At 72.0% G+C, this 13655-nt stretch carries 14 protein-coding genes; 4 read left to right on the forward strand and 10 right to left on the reverse strand.

Annotated features, from left to right (window positions below; translation table 11 throughout):
• Positions 1-43: 43 nt before the first annotated feature.
• The 5 genes from ACFOVU_RS00255 to ACFOVU_RS00275 form a co-directional block, all read right to left on the reverse strand.
• Entirely contained in the window at positions 44-1372 is a 1329-nt protein-coding gene (locus ACFOVU_RS00255; protein WP_378529204.1) for an SLC13 family permease, read from the reverse strand.
• A gap of 330 nt (positions 1373-1702) precedes the next feature.
• Positions 1703-1879 carry a DUF397 domain-containing protein gene (locus tag ACFOVU_RS00260; RefSeq protein ID WP_378529205.1) on the reverse strand — a complete coding sequence of 59 codons (177 nt, stop codon included), beginning with the start codon at positions 1877-1879 and terminating at the stop codon, positions 1703-1705.
• Positions 1880-1896: 17 nt separating this feature from the next.
• Positions 1897-2073, reverse strand: a complete 177-nt coding sequence (locus tag ACFOVU_RS00265; RefSeq protein ID WP_378529206.1) for a DUF397 domain-containing protein — start codon at positions 2071-2073, stop codon at positions 1897-1899.
• Positions 2060-2830 (reverse strand): helix-turn-helix domain-containing protein, encoded by a 771-nt coding sequence (locus tag ACFOVU_RS00270; RefSeq protein ID WP_378529207.1) that lies wholly within the window; start codon positions 2828-2830, stop codon positions 2060-2062. Before ACFOVU_RS00270 ends, ACFOVU_RS00265 begins: the two co-directional genes overlap by 14 nt.
• Before the next feature lie 164 nt (positions 2831-2994).
• Entirely contained in the window at positions 2995-4158 is a 1164-nt protein-coding gene (locus ACFOVU_RS00275; protein WP_378529258.1) for a PucR family transcriptional regulator, read from the reverse strand.
• A 218-nt stretch (positions 4159-4376) separates the two neighbouring features.
• Between ACFOVU_RS00275 and ACFOVU_RS00280 the strand changes: the two genes are divergently transcribed.
• Together ACFOVU_RS00280 and ACFOVU_RS00285 are read left to right on the forward strand one after the other, a co-directional pair.
• Positions 4377-5717, forward strand: coding sequence for an MFS transporter (locus ACFOVU_RS00280; RefSeq protein ID WP_378529208.1), 1341 nt, complete (start codon positions 4377-4379; stop codon positions 5715-5717).
• Between the two features lie 83 nt (positions 5718-5800).
• Positions 5801-7084 carry a M20 family metallo-hydrolase gene (locus ACFOVU_RS00285; protein ID WP_378529209.1) on the forward strand — a complete coding sequence of 428 codons (1284 nt, stop codon included), beginning with the start codon at positions 5801-5803 and terminating at the stop codon, positions 7082-7084.
• Positions 7085-7129: 45 nt separating this feature from the next.
• Here the strand turns inward: ACFOVU_RS00285 and ACFOVU_RS00290 are convergent, their stop codons facing one another.
• Together ACFOVU_RS00290 and ACFOVU_RS00295 are read right to left on the reverse strand one after the other, a co-directional pair.
• Positions 7130-7753: a TetR/AcrR family transcriptional regulator gene (locus ACFOVU_RS00290; protein WP_378529210.1), complete on the reverse strand. Its 624-nt coding sequence runs from the start codon at positions 7751-7753 to the stop codon at positions 7130-7132.
• A 45-nt stretch (positions 7754-7798) separates the two neighbouring features.
• Positions 7799-8470 carry a TetR/AcrR family transcriptional regulator gene (locus ACFOVU_RS00295; RefSeq protein WP_378529211.1) on the reverse strand — a complete coding sequence of 224 codons (672 nt, stop codon included), beginning with the start codon at positions 8468-8470 and terminating at the stop codon, positions 7799-7801.
• A 160-nt stretch (positions 8471-8630) separates the two neighbouring features.
• Between ACFOVU_RS00295 and ACFOVU_RS00300 the strand changes: the two genes are divergently transcribed.
• Together ACFOVU_RS00300 and ACFOVU_RS00305 are read left to right on the forward strand one after the other, a co-directional pair.
• A complete protein-coding gene (locus tag ACFOVU_RS00300; protein WP_378529212.1) occupies positions 8631-9176 on the forward strand; it encodes a GNAT family N-acetyltransferase in 546 nt (181 codons plus the stop codon).
• Positions 9177-9349: 173 nt separating this feature from the next.
• Positions 9350-10057, forward strand: coding sequence for a FadR/GntR family transcriptional regulator (locus ACFOVU_RS00305; protein WP_378529213.1), 708 nt, complete (start codon positions 9350-9352; stop codon positions 10055-10057).
• A gap of 107 nt (positions 10058-10164) precedes the next feature.
• Here the strand turns inward: ACFOVU_RS00305 and ACFOVU_RS00310 are convergent, their stop codons facing one another.
• The 3 genes from ACFOVU_RS00310 to ACFOVU_RS00320 form a co-directional block, all read right to left on the reverse strand.
• On the reverse strand, positions 10165-12234 hold the full coding sequence (locus tag ACFOVU_RS00310; protein ID WP_378529214.1) for a xanthine dehydrogenase family protein molybdopterin-binding subunit: 2070 nt from the start codon (positions 12232-12234) through the stop codon (positions 10165-10167).
• Complete coding sequence (locus ACFOVU_RS00315) at positions 12231-13223, reverse strand: FAD binding domain-containing protein (protein WP_378529215.1); 993 nt, start codon at positions 13221-13223, stop codon at positions 12231-12233. Before ACFOVU_RS00315 ends, ACFOVU_RS00310 begins: the two co-directional genes overlap by 4 nt.
• A partial coding sequence (locus ACFOVU_RS00320) for a 2Fe-2S iron-sulfur cluster-binding protein (protein WP_378529216.1) occupies positions 13220-13655 on the reverse strand: 436 nt, incomplete at its 5' end. The genes ACFOVU_RS00320 and ACFOVU_RS00315, both read right to left, overlap by 4 nt.

The following is a 13655-nucleotide window of genomic DNA, read 5'->3' on the forward strand; positions in this document are numbered from 1 at the left end:
CGGGGGCGCCGCTCGCGGCGCCCCCGTCGTCCGCGGCCCGGAGCTACATCCAGCCGGGCAGCACCATCACGGCCCAGGCCACGAGCGGGCCGATGAGGACCACCAGGCCGCTGTAGATGAGGATGTGGCGGTAGAAGCGGTCGGGGTCGACCCCCTTGGCGTTGGCCAGCACCAGCGCGCCGTTGGTGGAGAACGGGCTGACGTCGACGATGGTGGAGGACACCGACAGCGCCGCGATCAGCCCCACGGCCCCGATCTCGCCCTGGAGCAGGAAGGGGACGGCCAGCGGGATGGTGACCCCCAGGATGGCGGTGGAGGACGCGAACGCCGAGACGATGCCGCCGATGTAGCACAGCAGCAGGCCCACGAGCAGCGGGACGCCGAGGCCGGCCACGCTGTTGCCCACGTACTCGATGGTCCCGGCCTCCTCCATCACCCCGACGAAGGTCAGCACGCCGGTGATGAGCAGGACGGTGCCCCAGCTGATCTTGCTGACGGCGTTCTTCTGCGACTTGGGGAACAGGATGGCGAGGGCGACGGCGACGGTGATCGCGACGAAGCCGACGTCCAGCTTGAAGCCCAGGGCCAGCACGCCCAGCACGAGCAGGCCGATGAGGGTCGCGATCTGCTCCGGCTTGATGCCGCCGGACTCCTCGCCGCCGGTGGAGCCGGTGGAGGCCGTGGAGCCGGAGCCGCCGGCGGTGGCGCCGCCCGCGGGGGCGCCCTCGGCGGTGGCGGCGACCTTCTCGAAGTCGCGGATGTGCACGCCGAAGAGCCGGTGCCCGCCCAGCGCGAAGAACAGCAGCAGCGCGATGCCGAGGTTGAAGAAGAGGCTGGCCAGGAACAGCGCGATCGGGCTCGACGGAAGGTCGGTCCCGGCGACGATGCCGTTGACGGTGCCGCCGTAGACGCTGATCGGCGAGAACCCGCCGGCCTGCGCGCCGTGGACCACCAGCATGCCCATGAGCAGGGCGTTGATCCGGTAGGTGGCGGCGAAGCCGAGGGCGATGGGGGCGATGATCGCCACCGCCGCCGGGCCGAGCGCGCCCATGGCGGTGAGGACGGCGGTGACGCCGAACATCACCCACGGGATCGCGGCGACCCACCCGCCGACGCCCTTGACCGCCCATCTGACCAGGAGGTCCACGGTGCCGTTGGCCTGCGCTATCGCGAACAGGTAGGTGATGCCGACGAGGATCAGGAACAGGTCAGCGGGGAAGCCGCCGAGGATGGTCTCGACGTCCATACCCAGGACGAACGTTCCCACGAGGAACGCCGCAACGAAGGCGATCGCGCCCATGTTCACGGGCAGCAGCGTGGCGATGACGAACATCGCCGCCAGTACGAGGATCGTGATGATTTCTGGAGGCATGGCAGACAGGTCCCAGCCGTTCGAAATGGGGATGCAGTAGGGCAAGCGGGTCAACTGCTGTGAACCAGCTCATAAGGAACAGTGGCCTAGCCAATATGCCAGCCCCCTTGCTTGTCAAGTACTGATCATGCCGTGTACCTGCGACGAGACCAGATCGCGACCCACCGCCACGCCGCTCCTCCCCGACCTGACACCCGAGAACCCCGACACAGCGGGGACCGTGCGATCCGGCCCCTGCCTCTTCCTGCTTCGGGCGGACGGTCAAGATCCCCGTGACAGCACTGGGCCCTCGGACCGGATCCGGTCCGAGGGCCCAGTGACGAGCGCGCGCTACAGCCGCCCGAGGTCGGCGATGAGAGCGACCCACTCCCCCGCGGGAACGGCCAACACGGCCGCCCCCCGATGCTGGGTGTCCCGGATACGGGTGACCGAGCCCTCTGCGACCTCGACACAGTTGGCATACGACTCGCTGTAGCTCGACTTGTGCCACGCCTCATGCTGCGTCATTGATGATCTCCTCGGCTCTACAGGCGACCGAGGTCGGCAACGAGGGCCACCCACTCCCTGGCGGGAACGGCCAGCACGGCCGCTCCCCGATGTTGGGTATCCCGGATACGGGTGACCGGGCCCTCTGCGACCTCGACGCAGTTGGACATCGATTCGCTGTAGCTCGACTTGTGCCACGCGTCATGCTGCGCCATTGATGATCTCCTGGATTCTGCTGCGGGAGTCGGCGGGGTTGAGTGCCCAGTTCGCAATCGTACTGAGCGCCGATGAATAGCGCATCACTTCGGAAGGGTGATCGATGACCGAGACGCCCGAACCGTGCTCGGCCAAGGCAATCGGCAGCCGGTCATGGAACGACAGCACGCGAACCGGCCCGATCGCTGGCATCAGGTACCCGTCCGGGACGATCTGCACGGAGACCCTGTGGCTGACTTCCAACAGGTGCGGAAGCGCGCATGAAGCAGCACTCCCGGCCGTGCGTACGACAAGGTCCGGAATGGCAATCGAGATGATCGGCCCCTCGTCCCGCAGAAGGTATCCGCTCCGCTCGACGCGTTCCTTGACCATTGATGCGATCCGCTCGTCGCTCAAGGCCGGAAAACCCGCCCGGAAAATCGCCTCGCTGTACCCCGGTGACTGAACAACTCCAGGAAGCAGCCCGGGGTGGTTACACCGGATCTCGGCCGCCATCGCGTCGAGGTCGGTGACGCGCCGCAGCCATTCCGGCTGGGCGGCCCGGCGTTTGTCCTCCATCCAGCGACGGGCGAGCATGCCTCCCGCGCCGAGGGCTTCGTCGAGCCTTACCGCCGTTTCTTTGTCCTTCGGTGACCTGCGGCCCGTGCAGAAGGCTGAGATCTGCGCACGGCTCCAGCCAGTCGCCTTGGCCAATTGGCCCTGGTTCATGCTCGCCATTTCCAGCTGATAGCGGAGGGACTCCGCGAAATCGTTCATGGCACCAGGCTGGGGCGAGGTCCACTGCCGTGTCCGGCGAATCGGTGAAAGCAACAAGAACGTGTCCATCGCGCCAGGTCAGAGCGAGTACCACCCACGAGCACGCAATCGCCCCGCTGTGGAGGGAACCGCGAACGCGCAGCTCAGCGCACTACCTCCTGCTGTCACTCACAACGGGTCAGTACCACCGTCGCCAGTGCCGCGTCCCGGGGAAGGGTGAGGTCGAGGGTGGTGACGTCGCGGAAGCGGTGGAGGCGGTTGAGGACCGTGTTGCGGTGGCAGAACAAGGCCTCGGCCGTGGCGCGGACCGAGCCGGTGTGGAGGAAGGCGCGGGCGGTCTCCAGGACCCGGGTGCGCTCGTCGTCGGGGAGGTCGCGCAGCGGGCGCACCAGGTCGGCGGTGAAGTCAGGGGCGATGCTCGTCAGGTGCTCGGCGGCGAGCCGGTCCCATACTTCGGCCATCGTGGCCGGGCCGGTCGCGGCCGGCGGCAGGGCGCGCAGGATGCGCAGGGCCGTCCGGGCGCGGGCGGGGACCGCACCCAGGCCCTCGACCTCGCCGGAGTGGCCGCAGCGCAGCCCGGCGAGGCGCTCACGGGAGCCGAACGCGCGCAGGGCCCCGGTGCCGGCGCCGCCCCAGAAGGCCACCACGGCGTCGTCCAGGTCGGTGCTGAACGCCGGCAGGCCGCCGGAGGCGGCCCGGGCGATCACGGCGTCCAGCCGCTCCCGGTCGGCGTGGCCCACGGCGACCACCTCGAACACCCCCTCCTCGGGCACGCCGAGCGTCCCGGCGATCTGCCGCAGCAGCCCCGGCGACGGGTCGGCGGAGCTGAACAAGGTGGAGACCATGGCCCGCCGGCGGCTGAGGTCCAGCTGGGTGCGCGCCGCACTCTCGCGCACGTAGCCGAGGTGCACCTCGCTCGCGAAGTCGTCGACCGCCCGCCACAGCTCGTCCACGTGCGAGATCAGCACCGGCATGTCGGTGGTGCGCGAGACCCACAGCAGCGTCGACCACAGGATCGTGAAGTCCTCGCGGACGGTGGCGACCAGGCCCTCCAGCGCCACCCCCTGCCCGGCGCGCACCACCCCGATGCGCCGCGGCAGGTCGGCGAGGTCGGCCGGCGGGCGGCCCTCGATCAGCCGGCCCAGCAGGTAGCGGAAGGCGTCGATGGAGGACGACTTGAAGTCCTCCTCCGCGACCAGCCCGCCGTAGTAGCGGGATCCGCCCTCCAGGTGGCGCATCAGGCCGTCGATGAGCAGGTGGTCGCGCTCGGCCAGCTCACCCAGCAGCGCCTTCCAGCGCGGCAGCGTCTCGCGGCGGCGGCGCGCCATGTTCTGCACGGGCTCCCCCTCCCCCGATGGCCGGCGGCGCCGCCGGTGCGTGTCACGTCGGGGTAACCGGCGTGCTTCCCCGCGGGGCGATTCGCGCCGATCGCGGCGCCCTGCCGGAAAAGTCGCACCCCCGGATGTGCGGATGCACAATCATAGCGGGGCAGACCGTGGCATTTTCGCACGTGACGATATGCGGGTGCACTACCTACGATCGCCGCATGAACGATTCCGCCCCACCCGGAACCACCGCCGGCAGGCCGGCCACCGCGCCGCCCGCACTCGACGAGAAGACCGCGTCGAAGGTCGCCATCGGAGCGCTCGTCGGCAACGCGCTCGAGTGGTACGACTTCTTCCTCTTCACCACCGCCGCCGCCCTCGTCTTCAACGTCCAGTACTTCGTCTCCGACGACGCCGTCACCTCCGCACTGGCGTCCTTCGCGACGCTGGCCGTGGGCTTCATCGCGCGCCCGCTGGGCGGCCTGCTGTTCGGCCGGATGGGCGACCGCGTGGGGCGCCGCACCACCCTGCTGGTCACCATCGTCCTCATCGGCGTCACCACCGGGCTCATCGGCCTGCTGCCCAACTTCTTCACCATCGGCCTGGCCGCCCCCGTCCTGCTGACCCTGCTGCGCGTCGTCCAGGGCCTGGCGCTGGGCGGCGAGTGGAGCGGCGCCATCATCATCGCCGTCGAGCACGCTCCCCCCGCCAAGCGCGGGCGCTTCGCCGCCCTCCCCCAGATCGGCTCGCCCATCGGCACCCTCATGTCCTCGGGCGCGTTCGTGCTGGTCTCCCTCCTGTCCCAGGACACCTTCGACTCCTGGGGCTGGCGCCTGCCGTTCCTGGCGGCGATCCCCCTGCTGCTCGTGGGGCTGTTCATCCGCACCCAGCTGGAGGAGTCCCCCGAGTTCACCCGGCTCCTGGAGAACAACGAGGTCGCCCACGCCCCGATCTCCACCGTCCTCCGCGAGTCCTGGCGCCAGGTCCTGGCCGGCGCGGCCGTCGCCTTCCTCGGCATGGGCGGGTTCTACCTGGTCACCACCTTCGTCATCAGCTACGGCACCCGCATCCTGGAGCTGGACTCCACCCTGCTGCTCATCGGCACCCTCTCGGCCGCCACCGTGGAGATCGGCGTCATCGTCGTCGCCGGGCGCCTGACCGAGGCGTTCGGGGCCAGCCGCGTGGTCGTCGTCGGCGGCCTGGCCACCGCACTGGCGGCCTTCCCGGTGTTCTGGCTCATCGAGACCGCCAACCCGCTGCTGGTCGTGCTGGGCATGACCCTGGGCGTGGCCGGCCTGTCCTTCCCCTACGGCGCATGCGGCACCGCGCTGGCCGGACTGTTCCGGCCCCAGCTGCGCTACAGCGGGGTCGCCATCGCCTCCAACGGCGCCGCCATGCTCAGCGGATGCGTCCCGCTGATCGCCACGGCGGTCTTCGCCGCCAGCGGCGACCAGATCTGGACCGCGGCGGCCCTGTTCGTCACCATCGCCCTCATCACCGTCGCCGGGGGCCTGCTCACCCCGCGGCTGAGCATCGCCGAGGCCGGCGTCACCCGCCGCTGACCCCGCCACCCCCCGCACCCCACCGACACCGCGCCGCCGCCCCCCTGCACCGGCGGCGGCGCAGCCTGCGAGGAGCCCACCCCATGACCGAGCCCAGCACCACCCCCGCCCGCCCCGCCGGCGACGACGACCGCGCCGTCCTGGCCGACTTCGCCGAGCTGTCCGCCATCGGTGCCACCGACGCCGGCGGCGTGGAGCGCCAGGCCGCCACCGACGCCGACGCCCGCACCCGCGCCTGGCTGACCCGGTGGTTGCACGACCGCGGCTTCACCACCACCACCGACCGCATCGGCAACCTCTTCGGCCTGCGGGAATGGGTCCCCGGCGCGCCCTATGTACTGGTCGGCTCCCACCTGGACTCCCAGCCGCGCGGCGGGCGCTACGACGGCGCCTACGGCGTGCTGGCCGCCGCCCACGCCGCCCACCGGGCCGACCGCGCCTTCGCCGCATCGGGCACCGCCCCGGCGTTCAACGTCGCCGTGGTCGACTGGTTCAACGAGGAGGGCTCCCGCTTCAAACCGAGCATGATGGGCAGCGCCGTCTACACCGGCAAGATGGACCTGGAGGAGGCCTGGGCGGTCACCGACACCGCCGGGGTGACGGTCAAGGAGGCGCTGGCCGCCATCGGCGCCCTCGGCGAGCAGGACGGCCCCCGCGCCGCCTTCGCCGCCGAGATCCACATCGAACAGGGCCGCATCCTGGACCGCGAAGGGGTGCGCATCGGCCTGGTGGAGTCCAACTGGGCCGCGCACAAGTACCAGATCTCCGTCCTGGGCGACCAGTCCCACACCGGCTCCACCGCCATGGAGGACCGCCGGGACGCGCTGCTGGGGGCGGCGCGCGTGATCGTCGCCCTCCGCGAGCTGGCCGACCGCTACCCCGGGGTGCTGCACACCTCCGCCGGGCAGATCTTCGTCCACCCCAACTCCCCGGTGGTGGTGGCCCGCGAGGCCCAGCTCCACCTCGACCTGCGCTCGGCGGACCCCGATGTGCTCCAGGAGGCCGACGCCCTGCTCGACCGGGAGTTCGCGGCGATCGAGGCCTCGACCGGCGTGCGCATCGTCAAGACCGGCGACCACGTGTGGCCGGTGACCCCCTACCAGCCCGAAGGGGTCGCCCTGGCGCGGGCGGCCGCCGAGGAGCTGGGGCTGTCGCACCGCCCGATGCTGACGCTGGCCGGGCACGACTCCACCCACCTCAAGGACATCGTGCCCACGGTCATGCTGTTCGTCCCCAGCGTCGAGGGGGTCTCCCACAACGAGCGGGAGTTCACCCGCGACGCCGACATCTGCGCCGGCGTCGACCTGCTCACCCGGGTCGTCCAGCGCCTGTGCACGGGCGCCCTGGACGGGGGACGGTCCAGGTGAGGCCGGCAGGGCGATGAGCGGATCCGCTCCCGGAAGCCGGCACCTCTAGGCCCCGTACCTGGCCTCCATGGTGGCCACGGCCTCGGCCACCGCGCGTTCCATCGACGCCCGGGAGGGGGACCAGTCCACGAGCAGCATGCGCGGCCACAGCACATAGTCGGCGATCATCCCGAGAAACTGTGTGGCGGCGGTATCGGCGTCGTCGAACCGGGCGGTCCCGGCGTCGCGCTCGGCCTCGAGGTAGCGGCGCACCGAGGAGAAGTAGGGCATCTTGCCGAGGTCGAACTGGGCGCGGCCGAGTTCGGGGAAGCGCGGTGCCTCGGCGATGACGATGCGGTAGAGGGACACCATGCCGGGCCGGGTGAGCAGGTCCACGTAGCCGTTGCCGATGGCGGTGAGCCCGGCGCGCAGGTCCCCGGGGGCGGGTTCGGGATGGCCGCCCCCCTCCGTCGGTCGCCAGTAGTCGGTGACGATGGCGTCGAACAGGGCGGCCTTGGTGGAGAACTGCTTGAACAGGGTGGCCCTCGATACCCCGGCGGATTCGGCGATCCGGGCGAGCGACGTGCCGTCGTAGCCGGTCTCCAGGAACAACTCGGTGGCGGCCTCCATGATGGCCGCCCGCTTCTGCTCGGCCACCCGCCGGTGGTAACTCGAAGGCTCCGTGGTCATGGGGGAAGTCTAGCGATCAGCGAGGTGAGTCACTTGACTCGTCGGTCAGTCCCCCTCGGTCGCCGCCGGGACGGGTGCGTCGATCACGGGCGGGGTCCCCGGCAGCGGGCTGGGCCGGTCGGTGCGCAGGCCGTCCAGGACGATCTGGAGGTTGCGGTCCCACTGCCCCTTGTCGGAGCGCATGCCCAGGGTGCGCGCGACGGTCGCCACGGCCGCCAGCATGAACGGCAGGTCCTCCCAGGCGACGTCGGTGCGCATCGCACCGGCCTCCTGCGCGCGCTCCACCAGTTTGCGCATCCGCACGCGCAGCTCGGCGAAGGGGCGTTCGAGGATCAGCGCGCAGTCGCCGCCCAGCGCGTCATTGATGCCACAGCTCTCGGTGCGCAGCCGGACATAATCCGTGGCGAACCCGCAGAACGCCTCCCAGGGGTCGGGGTGCTCCAGCGCGCGGTCGGCCTTGCCGACGAGCTCGCCCAGCACCTCGCTGAGCACCGCCTCCAGCAGCGCCTCGCGCGAGGGGACACGGCGGTAGAAGGTCCCCACGCCCACCCCGGCCCGGCGGGCGATCTCGTGGGCGGTGACGTCGACGCCGACCTCGGCGACGGCGACCCGCGCCGCGACCACCAGTCGTTCGACGTTGCGTTGCGCATCCAGCCGCGGCCTGCGTCCCGACTCATCTGCGAGCAGCCGTTGGACGGCGCTCTGCGTGTCGACCATGCGCGGGATTCTACAACCGCAACGGGCTCGATTCCGGTGATGATGCGCACGTTGGGGCGCGCGAGAACAGCGGGCGTGGCGGCAAGGCCCCGTTGTCGACACCTCGGCGCCGCAGCGGGCACCATGATGGCTCCAGGACGGCGACAGAAGCGGAGAGTCGATGATCCACACCGAGACCGAGCGGATGGTGCTGCGTCGCTTCACCCCCGACGACCTCGCACTGCTCGTGGAGCTGGACTCCGACCCGCTCGTCATGCGGCACATCAACGGGGGCCGTCCGACCCCGCCGGCGGTGATGCGCGACGAGATCCTGCCGAAGATCCTCGGCTATTACGACCGCTACGAGCGGCTGGGCATCTGGGCCGCCGTGGAGAAGGACAGCGGGGCCTTCCTGGGCTGGTTCCACTTCCGCCCGCCCAAGGCGGCCCCGCCCCACGACACCGGCACGGCCGAACTCGGCTACCGGCTGCGCCGCGCGGTGTGGGGTCGCGGCTACGCCACCGAAGGGTCACGTGCGCTGGTCCGCACCGGCTTCGCCGACCCGGGCCTGCACCGCGTGGTGGCGCTCGCGCGGGCCGCCAACACCGCCTCGTGCCGGGTCATGGAGAAGGCCGGATTGTCCCTGGTGCGGGAGGTTTCCGAGCCAGAGGGCGATCTCGTGGAGTACGGGCTCGATCGGCCGACATGGGAGAGCCAATGGCAATGAACCAATACTCACCTTTATGACGTAGATTCCTTTTGTCCCATTCGGTCGCCCGCGGAGATCCCGTCCCGGACCGCCTGCCCCTGCGTCCGCGCCTACGCCCGCGGCCGGTGGCCTGTCCAGTGGGAGGGCTAGTCTGTGTAGACGACATCGCGTCTGCGAAGGAGCCCACGCGCGTGCCACCCCGGTCCCGCCCCCGTCCCATCGTCCGGCCCCGCCTGTACGAGCAGTTGGTCGAGCGGCTCTGCGAGTACATGCGCGACGCCGGGCTGCGGCCCGGTGACCGCCTTCCACCCGAACGCGAACTGGCCTCGTCGTTGCAGGTCAGCAGGGTCTCAGTGAGCCAGGCCCTGGTCGCTCTGGAGGTACAGGGCATCATCGAGGTCCGCCACGGTGACGGCGCGATCGTGCGCCGAACCGTCACCGAGGACCGCGTCCTGGCGCTGCTGCGCGACCGCGACAACCGCCGGGCCGAGATCATCGAGGCGCGCCAGGCCCTGGAGGTCAAGCTCGCCGAGCTCGCGGCCGAGCGCCGCACCCCCTCCGACCTCGACGCGATCGACGACGCCCTGGACCTGATGCGCCAGGAGGTCGCCCGCGGCGAACGCGGGGTCACCGGCGATGAGCGCTTCCACGCCGCCATCACCCATGCGGCCCGCTCGCGCCTGCTGGAGCGGATGATGGCCGAGATCTCCTCGATGATCATGGAGACCCGGGTCGAGTCGCTGTCGCAGCCCCAGCGCCCGCAGGCGTCGCTGGCCGGCCACGAGCGCATCGCCGAGGCCATCCGCGCGGGCGACCCCCCGGGCGCGGCCGAGGCCATGCGCGCCCACCTCGCGCTCGTCTCCTCGGTGCCCTCGCTCCCCGGCGCCCCCAAGGCCTGACCCCGCGGCGTCCCGCGCCGTCCGCCCGGCCCTTGGCCGCCGCGCGCGCTCCCAGGCGCGCCGGGCGGCCGCCGGACGCCCCGGTCCTGAACCGGCGCACGGGCCCCTCAGCTCACGAAGCGGTCGGCCGTCACCGGCAGGTCGCGCACGCGCACCCCCGTTGCGTGGTGGACGGCGTTGGCGATGGCCGCCGCCGCGCCCACGATCCCGATCTCGCCGATCCCCTTGGACCCCATCGGGTTGACGTGCGGGTCCTCCTCGTCGACCCACACCGCCTCGATGTCGCCGATGTCGGCGTTGGCGGCGATGTGGTACTCGGCGAAGTCCTGGTTGACGATGTGCCCGAACCGCGGGTCGCGCACCCCCTGCTCGTGCAGCGCCATCGACACCCCCATCGACATGGCCCCGATGAGCTGGGAGCGCGCCGTGCGCGCGTTGATGATCCGCCCCACCGCGAACACCCCCAGCATGCGCGGCACCCGCAGCTCCCCCGTGGTCCCGTTCACCCGGACCTCCGCGAACTGCGCCCCGAAGGCGTGCATCGCGTAGTGCTCCCGGGCGGTGTTCTCCCGCACCTCGCCGCGCGCCTCGTCGCCCTCGGCCGGGTCGGTGCCGTGCTGGTCGCGGAAGCACTTGACCGCCTCAACGATCGCGGTCCCCCAGCAGTTCGTGCCCGAGGACCCGCCGGCCACCGACGCCCACGGCAGCGCCGAGTCGCCGATGTGCAGGTCGACCCGGCCCACCGGCACCCGCAGCGCGTCCGCGGCGATCTGGGTCAGCGCCGTCCACGCCCCCGTGCCCAGGTCGGTCGCGCCGATCAGCACCCGGTAGCGCCCGTCGGCGCCGAACCGCACCACCGCCGCCGACCCGGGGAAGCCGATCACCGGGAAGGTCGAGGCGGCCACCCCGACCCCGACCTGCCAGCCGCCCTCGCGGCGGCTGGCGGGCAGCGGGTCGCGGTCGGCCCAGCCGAACCGGCGCGCACCCTCACGCAGGCAGGCCGCCAGGTTGCGCGAGGAGAACGGCTTGCCGGTATCGGGGTCGATGGCGGTGTCGTTGCGGATCCGGAACTCCACGGGGTCGATCCCGCAGGCCCCGGCCAGTTCGTCGATGGCCGACTCCAGCGCGAACATCCCCGGGCACTCCCCCGGCCCCCGCATCCACGAGGTCACCGGGACGTCGAGCGCGGCCATCCGCTGCGCCAGGCGCCGGTTGGGCGTGGGGTACATGCTGCGCACGGGCGCGGTGCACCCCTCAACGAACTCCTTGACGTGCGCGGACTGCTCCCACGCCTCGTGGTCGATCGCGGTGATGCGCCCGTCGGACCCCGCGGCCAGCCGCAGCCGCTGAAGGGTCGGGGTGCGGTACCCGGCCAGGGCGAACATCTGCCGCCGGGTCAGCGCGAGCTTCACCGGCCGGCCCGGGACCGCCCGGGCCGCCAGCACCGCGAGCACGACGTGGGCGTGCACCGTGCCCTTCGACCCGAACCCGCCGCCCACGTGCGGCGCCATCACCCGCACCCGTTCCAGCGCCAGCCCGAACACCTGCGCCAGCGTCTCGCGCACCGTGTGCACCGACTGCGTGGACTCGTACACCGTGAGCCCGTCGCCCTCCCACACGGCGACGGTGGTCAGCGGCTCCATGGGGCTGTTGTACTCCGGCGGCGTCGTGTAGGTCGCGTCCACGGTGAACGGCGCCGCCGCGAAAGCGCCGTCCACGTCGCCGCGCACCTCGTCGCTGCCCGGGCCGGGGATGCGCAGCCCCGCGCTGCCGCCCCGCAGCTCCACCTCGTGCGGCCACTGCTCATAGGCGACCTCGACCAGCCCGGCCGCCTGGCGCGCCGCCTCCGGGGTCTCGGCGACCACCGCGCCGATCAGCTGGCCGCGAAAGGCGATCTCGTCGTCCTGCAACACGGCCAGCTCGCCATCGCCGACGTCGGCCACGGGCCCGGCGGTGTCCCCCGTGACCACCGCCAGGACGCCCTCGACGGCCTCCGCGGCCCGGGTGTCGATGCCGGTGATGCGCCCGCGGGCGATCTCCGACAGCACCGGGCAGACGTGGGCGGGGTGCTCCACGGGCTGGTCGAAGGCGTAGGTCGCGGCGCCGGTGACCTTCGCCCGCCCGTCCAGCCGCTCGATGCCCGCGCCCACGGCGCGGGTGTGCAAGAGCCCGATCATGTCTCCCCCTCCGCGGCCAGGTCGCTCAGCAGCTCGGTGACCGTGTTGCACAGCATCGCCGGCTTGAACTCGTTGTCGTCCAGCGTGCGCGCCGAGGCCATCTCGATGTCGGCGGCCCGGCGGAACTCCGCCGCCGTCGCCGGCGCCCCCGCCAGCGCCTCCTCCGCGCGAAAGGCGCGCCACGGCTTGTGGGCGACCCCGCCCAGCGCCAGCTTGATCGCGCCCACGCGCCCGTCGTCGACGCGCAGCACCGCCGCCGCCGACACCAGCGCGAACGCGAACGACGCCCGGTCGCGCACCTTGCGGAAGCCCGACCGGGCGCCCGGGATCGGCTCGGGCAGCTCCACCGCTGTGATCAGCTCCCCGTGGCCCAGCACCGTGTCGCGCTCCGGCTCGGCACCGGGCAGCCGGTGCAGCTCCACCAGCGGGATCCACCGCTCACCCTCGGGCCCCAGCACGATCACCATCGCGTCCAGGGCCGCCAGCGCGACCGCCATGTCCGAGGGGTGGGTCGCCACGCACGACTCCGACGCGCCCAGGATCGCGTGGTAGCGGGTGTAGCCGCCGATGGCCGAGCACCCGGAGCCGGGGTCGCGCTTGTTGCAGGGGGTACTGGTGTCCTGGTAGTAGACGCAGCGGGTGCGCTGCATCAGGTTGCCGGCGGTGGTCGCCAGGTTGCGCAGCTGCCCCGAGGCGCCCGCCAGGACCGCCTCGGCCAGCACCGGGTAGTCGGCGCGGATGCCGGGGTCGGCGGCCAGGTCGCTGTTGCGGACGGTCGCGCCGATGCGCACGCCGCCCCGGGGCAGCGGCTGGATGCGGTCCAGCGGCAGCCCGCTGACATCGACCAGCAGCTCGGGGGCTGCCACGCCGAGCTTCATGCGGTCGACGAGGTTGGTCCCGCCGCCCAGGAACTCGGCCCCGGGCTGGGCGGCGACGGCGGCCACGGCGCCGGTCACGTCGGCGGCGCGCCGGTAGTCGAACGGCATCACTTCGCCACCTGCGCGATCGCGTCGACGATGTTGGTGTAGGCGGCGCACCGGCACAGGTTGCCGCTCATGCGCTCGCGGATCTCGGCGCGGCCGGGCTCGACGGGCCCGGTGAGGTCGGCGGTGGCGTGGCTGGGCCAGCCCTGCTCCAGTTCGTCGAGCATGCCCACGGCCGAGCAGATCTGGCCCGGGGTGCAGAACCCGCACTGGAAGCCGTCGTGGTCCAGGAACGCCTGCTGGACGGGGTGCAGGCGGTCGCCGTCGGCCAGCCCGGCGGCGGTGGTGACCTCCGCGCCGTCGTGGGAGACGGCGAAAGTGAGGCAGCTGACGACCCGGCGGCCCTCCAGCAGCACCGTGCACGACCCGCACTGGCCGTGGTCGCAACCCTTCTTGGTACCGGTCAGCGCGAGCTGTTCACGCAGGAGGTCGAGCAGG

Source organism: Nocardiopsis sediminis (genome assembly GCF_042650565.1).
Lineage (GTDB): Bacteria > Actinomycetota > Actinomycetes > Streptosporangiales > Streptosporangiaceae > Nocardiopsis_B > Nocardiopsis_B sediminis.

Bases quoted from the DNA above. Each gene is read 5' to 3' on its own strand.
- ACFOVU_RS00275 (WP_378529258.1), bottom strand. From the start codon at position 4,158: ATGGCGCGCCGCCGCCGCGAGACGCTGCCGCGCTGGAAGGCGCTGCTG.
- ACFOVU_RS00310 (WP_378529214.1), bottom strand. From the start codon at position 12,234: ATGATCGGGCTCTTGCACACCCGCGCCGTGGGCGCGGGCATCGAGCGG.
- ACFOVU_RS00300 (WP_378529212.1), top strand. From the start codon at position 8,631: ATGATCCACACCGAGACCGAGCGGATGGTGCTGCGTCGCTTCACCCCC.
- ACFOVU_RS00255 (WP_378529204.1), bottom strand. From the start codon at position 1,372: ATGCCTCCAGAAATCATCACGATCCTCGTACTGGCGGCGATGTTCGTC.
- ACFOVU_RS00265 (WP_378529206.1), bottom strand. From the start codon at position 2,073: ATGGCGCAGCATGACGCGTGGCACAAGTCGAGCTACAGCGAATCGATG.
- ACFOVU_RS00295 (WP_378529211.1), bottom strand. From the start codon at position 8,470: ATGGTCGACACGCAGAGCGCCGTCCAACGGCTGCTCGCAGATGAGTCG.
- ACFOVU_RS00260 (WP_378529205.1), bottom strand. From the start codon at position 1,879: ATGACGCAGCATGAGGCGTGGCACAAGTCGAGCTACAGCGAGTCGTAT.
- ACFOVU_RS00285 (WP_378529209.1), top strand. From the start codon at position 5,801: ATGACCGAGCCCAGCACCACCCCCGCCCGCCCCGCCGGCGACGACGAC.
- ACFOVU_RS00270 (WP_378529207.1), bottom strand. From the start codon at position 2,830: ATGAACGATTTCGCGGAGTCCCTCCGCTATCAGCTGGAAATGGCGAGC.
- ACFOVU_RS00280 (WP_378529208.1), top strand. From the start codon at position 4,377: ATGAACGATTCCGCCCCACCCGGAACCACCGCCGGCAGGCCGGCCACC.
- ACFOVU_RS00290 (WP_378529210.1), bottom strand. From the start codon at position 7,753: ATGACCACGGAGCCTTCGAGTTACCACCGGCGGGTGGCCGAGCAGAAG.